This window comes from Ferrovibrio terrae (assembly GCF_007197755.1).
Classification (GTDB): Bacteria; Pseudomonadota; Alphaproteobacteria; order Ferrovibrionales; family Ferrovibrionaceae; genus Ferrovibrio; species Ferrovibrio terrae.
This window is the reverse complement of the sequence record NZ_CP041636.1, coordinates 2342485-2360310: the sequence shown is the minus strand read 5'-3', so window position 1 is coordinate 2360310 and position 17826 is coordinate 2342485. Positions and strand designations below refer to the sequence as shown.

The following is a 17826-nucleotide window of genomic DNA, read 5'->3' as shown; positions in this document are numbered from 1 at the left end:
GATTTGATAAATCTTGCGAAACCCTGCGGAGATTACCTGTAGGACACCAGAGAGCACGCCATGACAACGCCTGACCATGCCGCACTCGAAACCCTGAACGAGAATTACATCCGCGCCGTCCGGGAGTCGGATACAGGCTGGTTCGACGGAAATCTCTCGGCCGATTTCCTGAACAGTAACCCGGACGGCTCGCTGGTCGACCGCGCCGGCTTTCTGGCGCAGATCGCCAGACCGACCACGGTACCGGACCTCGCCTGCGAGGATGTGCAGATCCGCATCCTCAACGACACTGCGCTGATCCATGCCCGCACGGCCTATACCAAAGCCGACGGCCAGCGCGGCGGGGGCCGCTATACCGATATCTGGATGAGGCAGCCGAGCGGCCGCTGGCTCTGCGTCGCTGCGCATGTCACGCGCAGCTAGCGCAGCGCGAGAAACCCCAGCACCGCGTCGTTGAACGGCGCTGGGCGCTGTTCGTACATCGGATGGCCTGCGCCTTCGATGGTGACGCGCTCGGCATCGGGCATCAGGCGCTGCATCGCATCCATCACCTTGGGAAAATGGCCGCGGGTGAGCGCGCCGCCGATCAGCAGCACCGGCAGATCGATGCTTTCGATCTCCGCCTTCATGAAGGTGAGTCGTGCCTCGCGCGCCTGACCGATAATGGTGGCGGCATTGTCGCGCGCCATCGCCTTGAAGCCTTCGCCGGCATATTTCCAGGCCTTCGGACCGCCGACCGCGGTCACGAACAGCTCGAGCCCGGCTTCGGTCTCGCCGCGCGCGATCAGATTGGCAGAATCTTCGAACATCTGGCCGAGATCGGCACCCGGCACCGGCGCGCCGAGATCGGCCAGCGCCGGATCGAGCTGGCCGCCCGGTTCGGCCAAAATGAGCGCACGGATTGTTTCCGGATGATGCTGCGCGACGCGGAAGCAGACATGGCCGCCGCGCGAATGGCCGAGCAGATGCACCGGGCCGACATCGAGATACCGGATCAGCGCCGCGATATCCTCCGCATGTTGCCGGATTTCATAGCCGTCGCCGCTGCCGTCCCACTGCTCGGGCCAGAAATGGCGCAGACTGAGCGCCAGCACGCGGTAATGCCCGGCAAAGGCCGCCATCTGCGCGGTCCAGATGCGCTGGTCGCAGAGCGAGCCATGCACCAGCAGCAGCGGAATGGCGCTGGCTTCGCCGGCTTCGAGACAGGAGAGATCGTAACCGTTGATGCGGAAGCTGCGTTGACGCGGCGTCATGCAGCCCTACTTCATCACCGTGAACTGGATGCCGAACCAACGGAAGCGGCTCTGCTGGCTGGAGGGCACCGAGCAGGAAATGCGGTCGCGCGGCGGCTTCAGCGCGTCTGGCGCGTGCATCTCATAGCGGCGCTCGCCGATCAGCTTCGGCGTCAGTTGCTTGCCCTCCCCGGTATAGCAGACCATCTGGTTCAGCCGCTCGATGCCCGGCGCAACCGTGAAGCGCAGGATTGGTGGGTTCTGTGTCTGACCCAGCTTCACCAGCACATCGGCCGGTTCGACATCGGTCACCGGCAGCGGCAGGGAGTTGAGCGCCTGGCGCACGCGCTCGACCGAGCCGAAATGCTCATTCATCGGAAAGCGCGGCAGCCAGAACATGTCATGCTGGCTGTGCGCCACGCCGGAATGCTGGCCAAACGCCACGCTGTAGCCGATCTGCTTCACCAGCTTGAGTGTATGCGCATCCCACTCACCGAAGGGCCAGGCGAACAGAGAGGGCTTCTCGCCCAGCTCCTTCTCGAATAGCGCCATTGAGGTTTCGAGATCCTCACGCGCCTTGTCAGGACCGAGCGCGGGCAGTGAGGGATGACGATGGCTGTGCGCGCCGATGGTGACGCCCTCCGCCTTCATCTGGCGAATCTGGTCCCAGGTCAGATAGCCCTTCAGCTTGCTGGTGACCGGCTCGGTGGCGACAAACAGCGTGAAAGGGATGCCGGCCTTTTTCAGCCGCGGCCAGCCTTCGGTGAAGGCCGAGATATAGGCGTCGTCAGCGGTGATGGCCACGGCGCGATCAGGCAGCTTCTCGCCGGATTTCAGCTTCGCCACGATCTCAGGCAGGCTCATCACATGATAGGGCCCGGACTTCAGCTCGGCGATATGGGCATCGAACTGCTCGAGCCGGATATTCGTGCTCGGCACCGTATTCTCGCCGAAGCGGTGGTACATCAGGATGCTGGCGCCCGAGAGCGATCGGGCATCCTGGGCCAGGGCCGGGCCGGCCAAGAGTCCGAAGACAAGGCCGGCAACAGGAAAGAGGCGTCGGAAACGGGACATGATCGCTCTGGCGGCGTTGGAGGGATTGCCCAGATCCTAGCGGCTCCCGATAATGGGGAACAGGAGGATAGCCCCAGAGATGACTGCGTCGGACCAGATTTCAGCTGCCAGCAAGCCGGCCGCCAAGGCGCGCGACCTGCGGCTGGATTTCTTTCGCGGGCTGGCACTGCTGTTCATCTTCCTGAACCACATCCCCAACAACGCGGTTAGCTGGCTGTCCAACCGGAATTACGGCTTTTCCGACGCCACCGAGACCTTCGTCTTCATCTCGGGCTATTCGGTGCTGCTGGCCTATGGCGCCGCCATGCGCAGCCAGGGTTTCGTGATCGGCACGGCGCGGATCTGGCGCCGCGTCTGGCAGATCTACACCGCGCATGTTTTCCTGTTCATCATCTTCATCGCCCAGATCGCCTGGCTCGCCGCGCGCTACAATCTCGACCTCGCCGAGGAAATGAATATCGGCTCGCTGTTCGAAGAGCCGCATATCCTGATGCTGCAGGCCCTGCTGCTGAAATTCCGGCCGGTCAACATGGACGTACTGCCGATGTATATCGCGCTGATGGGCGCTTTCCCGCCGGTGATGTGGCTGATGCAGCGCCGCCCGCATATGGTGCTGGCCGCCTCCTTCGCGCTGTGGTTTGTCGTGCAGTTCACGCACTGGAACCTGCCGGCCTATCCGGATGGGCGCTGGTATTTCAATCCTCTGGCCTGGCAGTTCCTGTTTGTGCTGGGCGCCTGGTGCGCCATGCATCGCCAGCACGCGCCATGGCGCCGACTGCCGGCGAAAGCGGTCACCGCCGCAGCAGTCCTCTACGTGATCTTCTCCGCCGTCATCGTGCTGAGCTGGCTGCGGCCCGAATGGGCCAGTCGCGTGCCGGATGTGATCGAGCGTCTGCTTTATCCGATCGACAAGACCGAGATGGACACCTGGCGGCTGCTGCATTTCCTGGCGCTGGCCTGGCTGGTCGTGCTGCTGGTATCGCCCGATGCGAAATTCCTGCGCTGGCCCCTCAGCGGCCTGCTAATCCTGTGTGGCCAGCATTCCCTGCATGTTTTCTGCGCCGGCATCTTCCTGTCGTTCGCCGGCCATTTCGTGCTCAGCGAAGTCGCGCCCGGACTGGTGGCGCAGCTTGCGGTCAGCATGGCCGGAATCGTCTTGCTGGTTGGGCTGGCGGCTTTGATGACGTGGTACAAGGCGGTCGAAAACGGCCGTCGAACCGGCGAGGTGAAAGCATGATGTCCCGCCGGAGTCTGTCCATCATTGCCGCACTCCTGCTCTGGGCGGCCTGCAGTCATGCCGCCCGGGCCGCAGACGAGCCGCGCTGCGCGGTGCCCGACGACATGCTGTATACCGAACAGGCGATGCCGCGCGTGGCGCGCAAACTTGCCGCCAGCCAGCCGCTGCGCATCGTCGTGCTCGGCAGTTCGTCGTCGCTGCAGACCTCCAAGGGCTTGCCGCGCTCCTATGCGGCCGGCTTGCCCGACGCGCTGGCCAGCCGCCTGAACGGCGCCAACCTGCAGATCGAGAATCTGTCGGAGCGCACGATGACGGCGACACAGATGGCCGCCGCCATTGCCCAGCGCCTGCCGGCCCTGCAACCCGACCTGGTGATCTGGCAGACCGGTAATGTCGATGCCGCCCAGAAGGCCGACATCAACAGCTTCTCGGACGCGCTGAAGGCCGGGCTGGAGCACCTGCAGAGCTATGGTGCCGACATTCTGCTGGTGGCGCCGCAATACCGCATGCGGCTGTCGATGATGGTGGATGTCGAGCCCTATAACGACGTGATGGAACGGATCGCCTCGGCGCTGGATATCGTGCTGTTCCCGCGGTTCGAGATCATGCGCCACTGGTCAGAGCAAGACCGCTTCGATGTCCGCACCACCGATCTTGCGATGCAGATGCGCGAGGCCGAGGCGCAGAACCGCTGCCTGGCGAGCCAGATGGCCGACATGATCGCCGCCGCCGTGAAAAAAGCCAAACCATGACGCGCGTTTTCGCGGCCACTTCGCTGCTGCTGGCCCTGCTGGCGACCCTGCCGCAGGCCGCCGGAGCCATGATGGCCGAGCGGTGTGCCGCCCCGATGGGCCTGCTCGATCTGGGTCAACCGCTGCCACGTGTGGCGGCGCGACTGGCGCGCAACGAAACCGTCAGTGTTGTTGCCATCGGTTCGTCCTCGACCGGCGGGGCCGGCGCCAGCGCGCCGGAATTCAGCTATCCGTCGCAGCTTGCCACGCTCTGGCCACAGCTGGTCGGCGGCCAGGTCGAAGTGCACAACCGCGGCATAAACGGGCAGGACATCCTGCAGATGAACGAACGGCTGCAAGCCGATGCGGTGGAGATCAGGCCTGATCTGGTGCTGTGGCAGCTCGGCACCAACGATGTACTGCGCTCGCAGGGCGTCGAGGTCTATCGCGCCCATATCCAGCGTGGCATCGCCCTGCTGCAGGCGGCCGGCATCGACGTCGTGCTGATCGACCTGCAATATGCGCCGAAAGTGCTGCAGGATCGTGATCATATCGCCATGCAGAAAATCCTCGCCGATCTGGCGGTCGAGCAGCGCGTCGCGCTGTTCCGCCGTTTTGCCATCATGCGGTACTGGCTGCGCGGCGGCCTGCAGATGGGCGATATGGTCACCCCCGACGGCCTGCACATGAACGATCTCGGCTATGCCTGCTGGGCACATTCCCTCGCCCGGGCCATTCAGCTTTCCACCGTTCTGCCTGGGCAAAAAAGCGCCGTTTCCGGTAAAAATTGATCCAGCCGCGCACCATCTTGCCCGCTGCCGGGGGGAGACTTCCGGATCGCTTTCCGCTATAAGCCCGGCCCATGAGCAAGACGTCCCTTTCCGCCCGCATCGCCCCTGTTTTCTGCGCCATCGACACGATCGAACTGGCCTTCGCCGCCCGCTGCGCCCGCGCCGCCGCGGCCGCCGGTTTCGGCGTCAAACTGGGCAAGGAATTCTTCACCGCCCACGGCCCGGCGGAAGTGCGCGCCATCCTGCCGGTCGGCACGCCGCTGTTCCTCGACCTGAAATTCCACGACATCCCGAATACCGTGGCCGGCGCAGTGCGCTCCGCCGCCGCCGCGATGGGCCCGATGATGCTGACCGTGCATGCCACCGGCGGCCCGGCGATGATCCGTCAGGCGGTCGACGCCGCCCATCAGGCGCGCCAGCGCCCCCTGATCCTGGCCGTCACGGCGCTGACCTCGCTGGATGCCTCCGACCTGCAGGCCATTGGCGTCAATGAAGACGTCAGCAGCTACGTCGTGCGGCTGGCCAAGATGGCGCAGGCCAACGGTGCCGACGGCGTGATCTGCGCGGCCACCGAAATCGACATGCTGCGCAAGGCCTGCGGTCCCGACTTCAAACTGGTGGTGCCCGGCATCCGTCCGAAGGGGTCGGCTGCGGGCGACCAGAAGCGGGTGATGACGCCGGGCGATGCGCTGAAGCTGGGCGCCGACCATCTGGTGATCGGCCGTCCGATCACCGAAGCCGCAAGCCCGGAAGCGAGCGCGCAGGCGATTGCGCAAGAGTTGGCAGAAAGCGTTCTGGGTGCCGCCTGAGATGCCGCTGTTCACCAAGATCTGCGGCCTGACCGATGCGGCTGCCGTCGAGGCGGCCGTCACGCATGGCGCCGACATGGTGGGGTTCGTCTTCTACCCATCCTCGCCACGCAACCTGGGCGCCGAACAGGCGGAAACACTGCTTCACAACGTGCCGAGCGGCATCGACCGCGTCGGGCTCTTCGTCGATCCGGAAACCGATTTCCTCGATCAGATTCTGGCCAAGGCGCGACTTGACCTGCTGCAGCTGCATGGCGACGAGACGCCGGAACGCTGCCGCGCGATCAGCGTCTATTTCGGCCTGCCGATCATCAAGGCGATCAAGGTTTCGACCAAGGCCGACCTGAAGATGGCCAAGGACTACGAAGACGCCGTCGACTGGCTGATGTTTGACGCCCGCCCGGCCGCGGACGGCGTCGCGCTGCCTGGGGGCAACGGCAAGGCGTTTGACTGGACGATCCTGAAGGGCGCCGAATTCAAGCGGCCCTGGCTGCTGGCTGGCGGGCTGACCCCGGACAATCTGTCGCAGGCCGTGCAGCAATCCGGGGCCAGTGCTGTGGACGTATCTTCTGGAGTGGAAAGCGCGCCTGGTCAGAAAGACCCGGCCAAAATCCGTGCCTTTCTTGACGCTGCCCGTCGCCTGTAATGCCTGGGCTCTGTAAATTGAATGCGTATTGAGGTTCTGAAGCCATGACTGCGATCAATTCCTATCGCACCGGCCCTGATGAGAAGGGCCATTTCGGCAAATTCGGCGGACGGTTCGTCGCCGAGACGCTGATGCCGCTGATCCTCGACCTGGAGCGGCATTACAAGCAGGCTAAGTCCGATCCGAGCTTCAAGGCCGAGATGGACTACCTGCTGAAGGATTATGTCGGCCGCCCCAATCCGCTGTATTACGCCGAGCCGCTGACCAAGCACCTGGGCGGCGCCAAGATCTATCTGAAGCGCGAAGAGCTGAACCATACCGGCGCGCACAAGATCAACAACTGCATCGGCCAGATCCTGCTGGCCAAGCGCATGGGCAAAACCCGCATCATCGCCGAGACTGGCGCCGGCCAGCATGGCGTGGCGACCGCGACGGTGGCTGCCCGCTTCGGCCTGCCCTGCGTGATCTATATGGGCGAAGTGGATATCGAACGGCAGCAGCCCAACGTGTTCCGCATGCGCCTGCTGGGCGCAGAAGTGCGCGCGGTGAAATCGGGCTCGAAGACGCTGAAAGATGCGATGAACGAGGCGCTGCGCGACTGGGTCACCAACGTGCATGACACCTTCTATATCATCGGCACGGTTGCCGGCCCGCATCCCTATCCGATGCTGGTACGCGACTTCCAGAGCATCATCGGCGAAGAAACCCGCGAGCAGATGATCGAGCGCGAGGGCCGCATTCCGGACAGTCTGGTCGCCTGCATCGGCGGCGGCTCGAATGCGATGGGCATGTTCCATCCCTTCCTGGATGACCGTGACGTGCAGATTTATGCCGTCGAAGCGGCCGGCGAAGGCCTGGACACCGCGCGTCATGCGGCCTCGCTGGCCAAGGGCGTGCCCGGCGTGCTGCACGGCAACCGCACTTTCCTGCTGCAGGACGAAGACGGCCAGATCACCGAAGCGCATACCATTTCCGCAGGCCTCGATTATCCCGGCATCGGCCCCGAGCATGCCTGGCTGCATGATATGGGCCGCGTGAACTACGTCTCCGCCACCGACAAGGAGGCGCTCGAAGCCTTCCAGCTGCTGTCCCGCGTGGAGGGCATCATCCCCGCACTGGAATCCAGTCATGCGCTGGCGCAGGTGATGAAGCTGGCGCCGAAGCTGCCGAAGGATCATCTGATGGCGGTCTGCCTGTCGGGTCGCGGCGATAAGGATATCTATACGGTGGCCAAGGCCCTGGGAGTGACACTGTGAGCCGCATCGACAAGCGCTTCGCCGATCTGAAGGCCAGGGGCCGCGCCGGCCTCGTCACCTTCATCACTGCCGGTGATCCCGATCACGACACCTGCGCGCGCCTGCTGGCGCAATTGCCGGTGGCCGGCGCCGATGTGATCGAACTCGGCATGCCGTTTTCCGATCCGATGGCCGATGGTCCCTCCATCGAAGCCGCGGGCCTGCGCGCACTCGCCAATGGCGCCAGCATGAAGACGACGCTGAAGCTGGTGACCGACTTCCGCAAGAAAGACAACGACACGCCGATCGTGCTGATGGGCTATTTCAATCCGATCTCGGCCTATGGCGTCGATAAGTTCCTGGTCGATGCGAAAGCCGCCGGCGTCGATGGCCTGATCGTGGTCGACCTGCCGCCCGAGGAAGACGACGAGCTCTGCATTCCCGCCGTGAAGGCCGGCATTCATTTCATCCGGCTGGCCACGCCGACCACCGATGCCGCCCGCCTGCCAACCGTGCTGCAGAACACGTCTGGTTTCCTGTATTATGTGTCGATTGCCGGCATCACGGGTGCGGCGGCGGCCGATCCGGATGCCGTAGGCAAGGCCGTGGCGCTGATCAAGCAGCATACCAAAATTCCGGTGGCCGTCGGTTTCGGTATCCGCGACGGCAAGCGCGCCGCCGCGATTGCTTCCGTCGCCGATGCCGCCGTGGTGGGCACCGCGCTTGTGGAACGGGTTGCCGAGGCCCAGATGAAGAAGATCGATCCGGCCGAACATGTGCTGGAGCTGGTGCGCGAACTGAGCACCGCCGTCCGCGGCGTCGCGAAAGCCGCGGCCTGAGAGAGGGAGTTTCAAGATGAACTGGCTGACCCGCACCGTCCTGCCCAAGATTCGTGAATTCACCACGAAGAAGGACACGCCGGACAACCTCTGGACCAAATGCGGCAATTGCGGCCAGATGATCTATGCCAAGGAGCTGGATGAGAACCAGCGCGTCTGTCCGAAATGCGACCACCATATGCGCGTGGGTCCGAAGCAGCGGTTTGCCGCCCTGTTCGACAAGAGCGAATACCAGACCATCGAACTTCCCGATGTCGTGCAGGATCCGCTGCACTTCCGTGATTCGAAAAAATATCCGGACCGCCTCAAAGACGCCCGCAGCAAGACCGGCCAGAGGGATGCCTTCGCTGTGGCACATGGCACGCTGGAAGGTCAGGACATCGTGGCTGCCGTGCAGAATTTCGCCTTCATGGGCGGTTCGATGGGCATGGCGACCGGCGAGGCGCTGATTGCGGCTGCCACGCTGGCGGTGAACCAGCGCGCCGCGCTGATCCTGTTTGCAGCCGCCGGCGGCGCCCGCATGCAGGAAGGCATCCTCAGCCTGATGCAGATGCCGCGCACGGTGATCGCCGTGCAGCGCCTGCGCGAGGCGCATCTGCCCTTCATCGTGGTGCTGACCGATCCGACCACCGGCGGCGTCACGGCGTCTTACGCCATGCTGGGCGATATCCAGCTGGCCGAACCGGGCGCGCTGATCGGCTTTGCCGGCCCGCGCGTGATCGAGCAGACCATCCGCGAGACCCTGCCGCAGGGCTTCCAGCGGTCGGAATACCTGCTGGAACACGGCATGCTCGATATGGTCGTGCATCGTCACCAGCTGCGCGAGACGCTGGGACGTATCGTCGGTCTGCTGCTCGATCCGGCACCGAAGGCCGATGTCGTCGCGCTGCCGCGGCCGGGCCTGGAAATTCCGCCGACGGGTGAGATTCCGCATGGCGCCACCCGCCCTCGCGCCCGCTGATCTTGACGAGATACTGCAGCGCCTGACCACGCTGCATCCCAAGGCGATTGACCTTTCGCTGGACCGTATCCGCGCCCTGCTGGGCAGGCTGGGCGACCCGCATCTGCAGCTTCCGCCGGTCTTCCATGTCGCTGGAAGCAAGGGGAAAGGCTCCACCACCGCCTTCCTGCGGGCGATGCTCCAAGCTGCCGGCTATCGTGTGCATGCCTATACCTCGCCGCATCTGGTGCGGTTCAACGAGCGCATCCGCCTGGCCGGCGAGCTGATCGATGATGCAAAACTGATCGCATTGCTGGAACGCTGCGAAAGCGTCAATGCCGGCGCGCCGATCACCTTCTTCGAGATCACCACGGCGGCGGCCTATCTCGCCTTCGCCGAAGTGCCAGCCGATATCGTGCTGCTGGAGACCGGGCTGGGCGGCATTGCCGATACCACCAACGTGATCCCGCAGCCGGTGCTGACCGCGCTCACGCCCATCGGCATCGATCATGTCGCTTTCCTGGGCGACACGATTGCCAAAATCGCCGCCAACAAGGCCGGCATCCTGAAGGACGGCGTGCCCTGCGTGGTCGGGCCCCAGCCCGATGACGCCATCGCGGTGATCGAGGCACGCGCTGCCGAGACCCACTCGACGCTGTTCCGGCACGGCCGCGACTGGACGGTGCGCGAAACTTCCCCGACGGATTCCGGGGGCATCCGCTGGCGTGACAGCGAGATCGAACTCTCGCTGCCCCGCCCGGCCCTGCTGGGGGCGCATCAGGTGGTGAATGCCGGCGTGGCGGTTGCCTGCGCCCGGCATCTTTCCGGTTTCACCATACCTCCGGAGGCCATCGCCGCCGGCCTGCGCCATGTCGACTGGCCCGCCCGCATGCAGCAGCTGAGCAAAGGCCCGCTGCCCGACCTGCTGCCGCCTGGGACTGAACTTTGGTTAGACGGCGCCCATAACGCCATGGCCGGCGAGGCCCTGGCAGAAACCCTCAAGCTGCTGCCGCCGCGCCCGACCTGGCTGGTCGCCGGCATGCTCAATACGAAAGACGCCGCCGGCTTCCTGCGCCCTCTGGCGCCCGGCCTTGAAGGTGCACGCTGCATTGTCATCCCGGGCGAGGCCAACAGCCTGTCGGCCGAGGATCTGGCCCAAGCCGCCCGCAGCGTCGGCCTGACAGCTGAGCCCGCCGGCAGCGCTGCTGCCGCCATGCGGCAGATCGCCCAAACGATAAGGGCCGATGCTGCGTCAGCACCGGCCCTCGATGTTCATGCTCGTGTCGTCATCTCCGGCTCGCTATATCTCGCAGGCCGGATCCTGGCGGAGAACTCTTAGATCGCCGAGTTGATCCATTCGACGATGCGGCTCTTCGGCATCGAGCCGACCTTGGTGGAGACCGGCTTGCCGTCCTTGAACAGGATCAGGGTCGGGATGCCGCGCACGCCAAACTTCGACGGGGTCATCGGGTTCTCGTCGATATTCACCTTGGCGATGGTCAGCTTGCCGGCCATCTCGCTGGCGATCTCGTCCAGCGCCGGGGCGATCTGCTTGCAGGGGCCGCACCATTCGGCCCAGAAGTCGACCAGCACGGCATCGGAAGACTTCAGGACATCGCTCTCGAAGGAAGCGTCGGTGACTTTGGTGGGCGCGGACATGCGGGAATCCTCAGTTGGGAATGGCTGCGCCGGAGACGGGGTGAGGCTCGAATCCGGCTTAGATCAGTAAGGTAAGTAGCTGTCCCTCGAGGGTCAAGCGGGCCGATTTTTCCACAACCCTATGATTTTCCTTGAAAAGCAGGAAATATTAGGACGAATCAAAGGTGGACAGGGCCCGCCGGGGCTTGTTACAACTTGAAACAGCTCAGCGGGTGGGGACCCGCAGTTTGATTAATTGAGGCTTTACAGGGGGATCGATGGCCGGGGGAAAAGCCACGACACTGCTGAATGCCGGGGGATCCAAAACCATGGCATTCCGACAGATCTGCATGATTTCCGCGCTTGCGCTGATGATGACCAGTGTCGCCGCCGTTCCGGCCGCGCAGGCCCAGCCGCGCGCCAGCCAGAAAGCCACTGCCCAGAAAACCAGTGCTTTGACCCCGAAGCCGGGCGCGAAGCCGGCTGCCGTGACGCCCCGCAAGCAGAAGTCGGCTGAAGGCGCGCGCCGCGCCGCCGAGGCCGAGAATACCAATGGTTTCACGATCGACGGCCGCAAGGTGCGCGTCGACGTGGTGAAGGCCGACATGGACCTGCTGGATTCCAACGGCAAATCGCCGGCCGTGCTGGTGCTGCATGGCGCCCATGGCCTGGGCGACGGCTCGCTGTTCTACCCGCAGGCCAAGGCGCTGGCCGAGAAGGGCATCACCGCTTTCGTGGTGCATTACTTCGACGGCGTGCCGCAGGCCCGCAAGGCCGCCGCCAACCTGCATGACGAGCGCGAGCGCGTGCTGAGCGAGGCGATCTCCTACGTGCAGAAGCAGAATTACGTCGATGCCGACAAGATCGGTATCTTCGGCCTGTCGCTCGGCGGCTTCCATGCGCTCAGCCTGGGCAGCCGCGACGAGCGCGTGCAGGCCGTGGTGAACGTGGTGGGCGCGATGCCGTCGGAAGTCCAGCGCAAGGGCGTGCATCGTATGCCGCCGACGCTGGTGCTGCATGGCGACAAGGATGCCACCGTGCCGGTGCGCCGCGCTTATGAACTCGCCAGCCTGCTGGACGATGTCGGTGCCGAGCACGAAGTGAAGATTTACAAGGGCCAGGGCCATACCTTCCGCGGCGACGCCAAGGAAGACAGCATCACCCGCACGGTCGAGTTCTTCGAGCGCCATCTGGGCAGTGACCGCGGACTGCTGGACAAGGAACTGGAAATCGATATCGCCCTTGCCCCGGTGGTGCCGGATACCGAAAGCCTGCCGATCCGCCAGCTCACCCTCGCCGACGAGGCCATGTGGAGCCAGGCCGAACAGGGCGAACTGCCGCCTACCAACTGATCATCCCGATTTTCTCGGGGAAGCAAAAAGGCCGCTGGATCGCTCCGGCGGCCTTTTTCGTAACTGCGGACTGGTGGCCCCGTTAAGCGGCCGTCGCCTCGTCGCGCTCTTTCCGGATCGGGTCGCCGTTGCTGTCCAGCGCAGCCTCGAGTTCCATTTCCAGGCTCGGCTGCTCGCCGCCTTCAGTGGCCTCGGTTGTTGCAGAGGCAGCCGACTGCGTCGGCTGCTGGCTGTTGCCGTTCGGCTGCTGCGGGGCCTGCTGCTGAGTGGCGGCACGCTGCATTGGCGTCACGCCCTGCGCCAGCATGATCCGGTAATAGTGCTCGGCATGCTGCAGGTAATTCTCGGCCGCCACGCGGTCGCCCGACGCATTGGCGTCGCGCGCGAGCTGGCAATAGCGTTCGAAAATGTTGGTGGCCGTGCCGCGGACTTTAACTTCGGGGCCGTTGGAGTCGAAATTGCGGTGGGAATTGTTCATCCCGCCGTTATTTCCGCCGCCGCTGTTACCGCCGCCGCCACCACCACCATGCGGCCTCCGACCCTGGGGACGGCCACCACGCTGACGATTCTTATTGTTCACAATGCATCTCGCTTGTTTTTAGAAATAGCGCAATCAGGCGTTCTGCGCGCGTATCGGACATCCGATACGGTCGGCCTCCCGATGAATCGATCATCCGATGTGTATCACCCTGCGGTGTGCGTCATCTGAATGTCGGCTGTCGATGAGGCGGCGACGCTGCCTGCCTGCTCGCCCCCGGTTAACACCCCGGCTCATATCCTTGGGCGGGTTCCTTGGGACTGCGTCACCCCGCCTCTTAAGATAAGGGGGGTACGCCCCCCTGCCAACCCCCTTTTTCAGGGAATCTGCACGGATTTCCGGCCGGTTACCACGCGGCCGATCCCGCTGAGATCGGGCAATACCGCAATCTGGCCAAAACCTGCGCCGGCCAGCAGATGGCTTACTGCGACATCTTGTCCCATGCCGACTTCCAGCGCAGCGAGGGCGTTCTTGACCGCCAGCCGTGCCATGTCGGGCAGCAGCGCGCGATAGGCGTCCAGACCATCCGCGCCGCCGTCCAGTGCTAGCAGTGGATCGTAATCCGCCACTTCCGGCTCGAGGCCCGGCACCCCGCCACTTTCAATATAGGGTGGATTGGACATCAGGATGTCGAATGTGCCTTCAATGCCCCTGCCCCAGCTGCCGAGCCGGAAAATGCAGCGCGACGACATGCCGAGGCGGTCAGCATTATCCTGCGCAATCGCCAATGCCGGCGGCGACACGTCGATGCCGACTCCCGTGGCATTGGGCAGTTCGTGCAGCAGGCTGAGCAGCAGGCAACCCGAGCCGGTGCCAAAATCAACAATGCGCAAAGAAGCCGCACGGTCCGGGATCGCAGCCAACACGCCGGCCGCCAGCGTTTCGGAATCGGCACGCGGATCGAGCACGTCGGGACTGGTGCGGAATTCCAGGCTCCAGAATTCGCGCCGGCCGATGATCTTCGACACCGGTTCGCGCCGCAACCGGCGCTGCAGCATCGCCTCGAAGGCGGTTCCGGCCTCAGGCGTGAGCGGCGCTTCCGGGCGGCTGCGAATGTGGTCCTCGCTCATTGCACTGGCTTCGGCCAGCAGCAGGATGGCATCGAGGCGTGGCGTATCGACACCCGCAGATTTGAGCCGCGCCTGTGCGGCATTGAGCACGAGGCCAATGGTCAGTGCCCGGTTGCCCTGGGCGTCAGGCACGATTCAGCTCGAGCAGCCGGTTGGCCTGATCCTCGGCAATCAGTGCCTCGATCACGTCGTCCAGCGCCTCACCCGTGACGATCTGCTCGATCTTGTACAGCGTAAGATTGATGCGGTGGTCGGTGACGCGGCCCTGCGGGAAATTATAGGTGCGGATACGCTCGGAGCGGTCGCCCGAACCCACCTGGCCCTTGCGGTCGGCGGCGCGTGTCGAGGCGAGGCGTTCGCGCTCGGCCTCATACATCTTCGCGCGCAAGAGCTTCATGGCCTTGGCCTTGTTCTTGTGCTGCGACCGCTCGGTCTGCTGCGCCACCACGATCCCGGTTGGGATATGCGTGATGCGCACGGCGGAATCAGTGGTGTTGACGTGCTGGCCGCCAGCGCCGGACGAACGATAGACGTCGATGCGCAGATCGTTCTCGTTGATGTCGATATCGACATCCTCGGCTTCGGGCAGCACGGCCACAGTGGCGGCCGAAGTATGAATGCGCCCCTGTGTTTCGGTATCAGGCACGCGCTGCACGCGATGCACGCCGGACTCAAACTTCAGCCGGGCAAACACGCTGCGGCCGGTGATGGTAGCAATCGCCTCGCGGAAGCCGCCCAGTTCGGTATCGGCAATGCTTTCCACCTCGAAGCGCCAGCCATGCTTGGCGGCATAGCCGCGATACATCTCGAACAGGTCGCGGGCAAACAATGCGGCTTCATCGCCGCCAGTGCCGGCACGCACTTCCAGGATGGCGTTCTTCTCGTCGGCTTCGTCCTTGGGCAGCAGCATGATCAACACGCGGCGCTCGGCCTCGGGCACGGCGGCCTGGGCTTCCTTCCATTCGGCTTCCGCCATGCTGCGCATCTCGGCGTCCGACGAGGAATCGTCGCGCATGACGATCAGGTCGGCGACCTCTTGCCGCAAACGACGCAAATCGCCAATCGCCTGCACCAGCGGTTCGATCTCGGCATATTCTTTCGACAGCTTCACGAAAGCCTCAGCCGCGAGGCCACCGCCAGCCATCTCGGCCTGCAGCATCTCGTAGCGCTCGATCACCTTGTCGAGCTTGGCTTCCGGCAGGCCGGAGGTATCCATGCTCAGACCTTCAGCTTGCCAAGCAGTTCTGCGCGGGCCACGGAAGCCTCCTCGCCGCTCTTGAAGTCCTTCAGCTTGACCACGCCGTTGGCGATCTCGTCGTCGCCGATCACCACGGCGGCATGGCAACCCACCTTGTCGGCGCGCTTGAATCGCTTGCCGACATTGCCGCCATAGGCGAGTTCCACGGCGATATCGGCGCGGCGCAGTTCACCGGCCAGTTTCACCGCTTCGGCTTCGGCGGCAGCGCCGATGGGAATGATCGCCACGATGCGCGGCGCCACCGGCTGCGGATCCGACAGCAGCACCAGGCGTTCGATGCCACCGGCCCAGCCGATACCCGGTGTCGGCTTGCCGCCAAGTTGCTCGATCAGGCCGTCATAACGCCCGCCGGCGATCACGGCGCCCTGCGCGCCGAGATGCGTCGTGACGAACTCGAAAGCGGTATGCGTGTAATAGTCGAGGCCACGCACCAGACGCGGGCTGACGGTGAAGGGCACGTCGCTGGCGGCCAGGCCATCCTGCAGCACCTTGAAGAAATCGCGGGCGGCCGGTGTGAGATAATCGTGGATCAGCGGCGCATCGGCGACCAGCTTGCGGTCGCCCTCATCCTTGGAATCCAGGATACGCAGCGGGTTCTTCTCCAGCCGTTTGCGACTGTCTTCCGACAGCTTGTCGGCATACCCGGAGAAATACTTCACCAGCGCATCGCGATAGCCGACACGGCTTTCCGGATCACCCAGCGTATTCAGTTCCAGCGTGCACTTGTCGAGGATGCCTAGCCGTCGCAGGATTTCGGCGCCCAGCGCGATCACTTCCACATCGGCCTGCGGTTCGGCGGCGCCGATCACTTCCACGTCGATCTGATGAAACTGGCGCTGGCGGCCCTTCTGCGGCCGTTCGTAGCGGAACATCGGACCCCAGGCGAAAGCCTTGAACGGCACATTCTGCTGCTGGCCGTTGGAAATGAAGGCACGGCAGATGCCGGCGGTGTATTCCGGCCGCAGCGCCAGGTTCTCGCCACCGCGGTCGTTGATCGAATACATCTCCTTCGACACGGCATCCGAGGTTTCGCCCATCGAGCGGGCGAAGACATCGGTGAATTCGAAGATCGGCGTCGCCATCTCGCGATAGCCGAACAGTTGTGCAGCCTGACGCGCCGTGTCCACCACGTGGCGGAAGCGGGCATAATCGTCAGGCAGAATGTCATGCGTGCCGCGCACGGGCTGGAACTGGGCCACGGCGTGTCTCCGTCTGTGGATGATGGGTAGCTAAGACGCGGCGTCAGCTGCGTCTTCGGAATGCTTGATCTTGTCCGCTTCGATCTGGCGGGCCCTGTCTTCGACCAGCTTGACCAGATGCGCGACGATATCCTCGTTCTGCAGCCGGTGCGCCGGCTGACCGGCGAGATAGACCTGGTGCGTGTTCTTGCCGCCGCCGGTGAAACCGATATCGGTCTCACGCGCCTCGCCCGGACCGTTCACCACGCAGCCGATCACGCTAAGCGTCATCGGCGTGGTGATATGAGCCAGACGCTGTTCCAGCACCTCGACGGTCTTGATCACGTCGAAGTTCTGGCGCGCACAGGACGGGCAGGAAATCACGTTCACGCCCCGATGCCGCAGGTTCATCGACTTCAGCATGTCGAAGCCGACCTTGACCTCTTCTTCCGGCGGGGCTGACAGCGACACGCGCAGCGTATCGCCGATGCCTGACCACAGCAGCATGCCCAAGCCGATCGAGGACTTCACCGTGCCGATGCGCTGACCGCCAGCTTCGGTGACGCCGATATGCAGCGGATAGTCGCAGGCCTCGGCCAGGCCCTGATAGGCGGCAACGGCGAGGAAAACGTCAGACGCCTTCACGCTGATCTTGAATTCGCGGAAGTCGTGGTCTTCCAGGATACGGGCATGGTCCAGGGCGCTTTCCACCATGGCTTCCGGACAGGGCTCGCCATATTTTTCCAGCAGGTGCTTTTCCAGCGAGCCGGCATTGACGCCGATGCGCATCGAGCAGCCATGGTCCTTGGCGGCCTTCACCACTTCGCGCACACGGTCTGCCGAGCCGATATTGCCCGGGTTGATGCGCAGGCAGGCCGCACCGGCTTCGGCGGCCTCAATGGCGCGTTTGTAGTGGAAATGAATGTCGGCGATGATCGGGACTTTCACAGCCCGCACGATCCCTTTTAGCGCCTTCGTGGACTCTTCATCCGGGCAGGAGACGCGCACGATATCGACGCCCACCTCTTCGCAGCGGCGGATCTGCTCGATCGTCGCCTGGGCGTCGCTGGTCAGCGTGTTCGTCATGGTCTGCACGGTGATCGGCGCGTCGCCGCCCACCGGAACATTGCCGACGAAAATCTTGCGCGACTTGCGGCGCTGGATATCGCGATAGGGGCGGATGCTCATGGCTTAACTTTCGTCCGGCTCACAGGACCGACTTTCGGGGGCTGCGGACGCGGGCGTAACATGGCGTCTT

The 17826-nt window shown here is 64.1% G+C and carries 19 protein-coding genes; 11 read left to right on the top strand and 8 right to left on the bottom strand.

Going from position 1 to position 17826, the window contains the following annotated elements:
- The first annotated feature begins 60 nt into the window (after window positions 1-60).
- Complete coding sequence (locus tag FNB15_RS11490; protein ID WP_144068832.1) at window positions 61-423, top strand: nuclear transport factor 2 family protein; 363 nt, start codon at window positions 61-63, stop codon at window positions 421-423.
- Here FNB15_RS11490 and FNB15_RS11485 read toward each other — a convergent pair.
- Complete coding sequence (locus FNB15_RS11485; protein ID WP_144068831.1) at window positions 420-1253, bottom strand: alpha/beta fold hydrolase; 834 nt, start codon at window positions 1251-1253, stop codon at window positions 420-422. The genes FNB15_RS11490 and FNB15_RS11485 overlap by 4 nt on opposite strands.
- Window positions 1254-1259: 6 nt before the next feature.
- Window positions 1260-2306 (bottom strand): polysaccharide deacetylase family protein, encoded by a 1047-nt coding sequence (locus tag FNB15_RS11480; RefSeq protein WP_144068830.1) that lies wholly within the window; start codon window positions 2304-2306, stop codon window positions 1260-1262.
- A gap of 79 nt (window positions 2307-2385) precedes the next feature.
- Between FNB15_RS11480 and FNB15_RS11475 the strand changes: the two genes are divergently transcribed.
- The 9 genes from FNB15_RS11475 to FNB15_RS11435 all read left to right on the top strand — a co-directional run bounded on the left by FNB15_RS11475 (window position 2386) and on the right by FNB15_RS11435 (window position 10873).
- Window positions 2386-3543 carry an OpgC family protein gene (locus FNB15_RS11475; RefSeq protein ID WP_144068829.1) on the top strand — a complete coding sequence of 386 codons (1158 nt, stop codon included), beginning with the start codon at window positions 2386-2388 and terminating at the stop codon, window positions 3541-3543.
- Window positions 3540-4295, top strand: a complete 756-nt coding sequence (locus tag FNB15_RS11470) for an SGNH/GDSL hydrolase family protein (protein ID WP_144068828.1) — start codon at window positions 3540-3542, stop codon at window positions 4293-4295. The genes FNB15_RS11475 and FNB15_RS11470 overlap by 4 nt, the downstream gene beginning before the upstream one ends.
- Window positions 4292-5065, top strand: coding sequence for an SGNH/GDSL hydrolase family protein (locus tag FNB15_RS11465; RefSeq protein ID WP_144068827.1), 774 nt, complete (start codon window positions 4292-4294; stop codon window positions 5063-5065). The genes FNB15_RS11470 and FNB15_RS11465 overlap by 4 nt, the downstream gene beginning before the upstream one ends.
- 71 nt (window positions 5066-5136) lie before the next feature.
- Window positions 5137-5874 (top strand): orotidine-5'-phosphate decarboxylase, encoded by a 738-nt coding sequence (gene pyrF, locus FNB15_RS11460; protein WP_144068826.1) that lies wholly within the window; start codon window positions 5137-5139, stop codon window positions 5872-5874.
- A gap of 1 nt (window position 5875) precedes the next feature.
- Window positions 5876-6520, top strand: a complete 645-nt coding sequence (locus FNB15_RS11455) for a phosphoribosylanthranilate isomerase (protein ID WP_144068825.1) — start codon at window positions 5876-5878, stop codon at window positions 6518-6520.
- Window positions 6521-6564: 44 nt separating this feature from the next.
- The gene (gene trpB / locus FNB15_RS11450; protein WP_144068824.1) at window positions 6565-7776 is read left to right on the top strand and encodes a tryptophan synthase subunit beta; all 1212 of its coding nucleotides are present in this window, start codon (window positions 6565-6567) and stop codon (window positions 7774-7776) included.
- On the top strand, window positions 7773-8594 hold the full coding sequence (gene trpA, locus FNB15_RS11445) for a tryptophan synthase subunit alpha (RefSeq protein WP_144068823.1): 822 nt from the start codon (window positions 7773-7775) through the stop codon (window positions 8592-8594). Before trpB ends, trpA begins: the two co-directional genes overlap by 4 nt.
- A gap of 16 nt (window positions 8595-8610) precedes the next feature.
- Window positions 8611-9555, top strand: a complete 945-nt coding sequence (gene accD / locus FNB15_RS11440) for an acetyl-CoA carboxylase, carboxyltransferase subunit beta (protein ID WP_144068822.1) — start codon at window positions 8611-8613, stop codon at window positions 9553-9555.
- Entirely contained in the window at window positions 9527-10873 is a 1347-nt protein-coding gene (locus FNB15_RS11435; protein ID WP_144068821.1) for a bifunctional folylpolyglutamate synthase/dihydrofolate synthase, read from the top strand. The genes accD and FNB15_RS11435 overlap by 29 nt, the downstream gene beginning before the upstream one ends.
- Here the strand turns inward: FNB15_RS11435 and trxA are convergent.
- Window positions 10870-11193 (bottom strand): thioredoxin TrxA, encoded by a 324-nt coding sequence (trxA, locus tag FNB15_RS11430; RefSeq protein ID WP_144068820.1) that lies wholly within the window; start codon window positions 11191-11193, stop codon window positions 10870-10872. The genes FNB15_RS11435 and trxA overlap by 4 nt on opposite strands.
- 308 nt (window positions 11194-11501) lie before the next feature.
- Between trxA and FNB15_RS11425 the strand changes: the two genes are divergently transcribed.
- Complete coding sequence (locus FNB15_RS11425; RefSeq protein WP_185973528.1) at window positions 11502-12524, top strand: alpha/beta hydrolase family protein; 1023 nt, start codon at window positions 11502-11504, stop codon at window positions 12522-12524.
- A gap of 82 nt (window positions 12525-12606) precedes the next feature.
- On the opposite strand, the gene FNB15_RS11420 is transcribed toward FNB15_RS11425, so the two are convergent.
- The 5 genes from FNB15_RS11420 to ispG form a co-directional block, all read right to left on the bottom strand.
- Window positions 12607-13002 carry a DUF4167 domain-containing protein gene (locus FNB15_RS11420; RefSeq protein ID WP_144068818.1) on the bottom strand — a complete coding sequence of 132 codons (396 nt, stop codon included), beginning with the start codon at window positions 13000-13002 and terminating at the stop codon, window positions 12607-12609.
- Between the two features lie 377 nt (window positions 13003-13379).
- Window positions 13380-14264 carry a peptide chain release factor N(5)-glutamine methyltransferase gene (prmC, locus tag FNB15_RS11415; protein ID WP_246068665.1) on the bottom strand — a complete coding sequence of 295 codons (885 nt, stop codon included), beginning with the start codon at window positions 14262-14264 and terminating at the stop codon, window positions 13380-13382.
- Window positions 14257-15348, bottom strand: a complete 1092-nt coding sequence (prfA, locus tag FNB15_RS11410; RefSeq protein ID WP_144068817.1) for a peptide chain release factor 1 — start codon at window positions 15346-15348, stop codon at window positions 14257-14259. The genes prmC and prfA overlap by 8 nt, the downstream gene beginning before the upstream one ends.
- Window positions 15349-15350: 2 nt before the next feature.
- On the bottom strand, window positions 15351-16589 hold the full coding sequence (gene hisS / locus FNB15_RS11405) for a histidine--tRNA ligase (protein WP_144068816.1): 1239 nt from the start codon (window positions 16587-16589) through the stop codon (window positions 15351-15353).
- A gap of 30 nt (window positions 16590-16619) precedes the next feature.
- Window positions 16620-17756: a flavodoxin-dependent (E)-4-hydroxy-3-methylbut-2-enyl-diphosphate synthase gene (ispG, locus tag FNB15_RS11400; RefSeq protein ID WP_144068815.1), complete on the bottom strand. Its 1137-nt coding sequence runs from the start codon at window positions 17754-17756 to the stop codon at window positions 16620-16622.
- Between the last annotated feature and the right edge of the window lie 70 nt (window positions 17757-17826).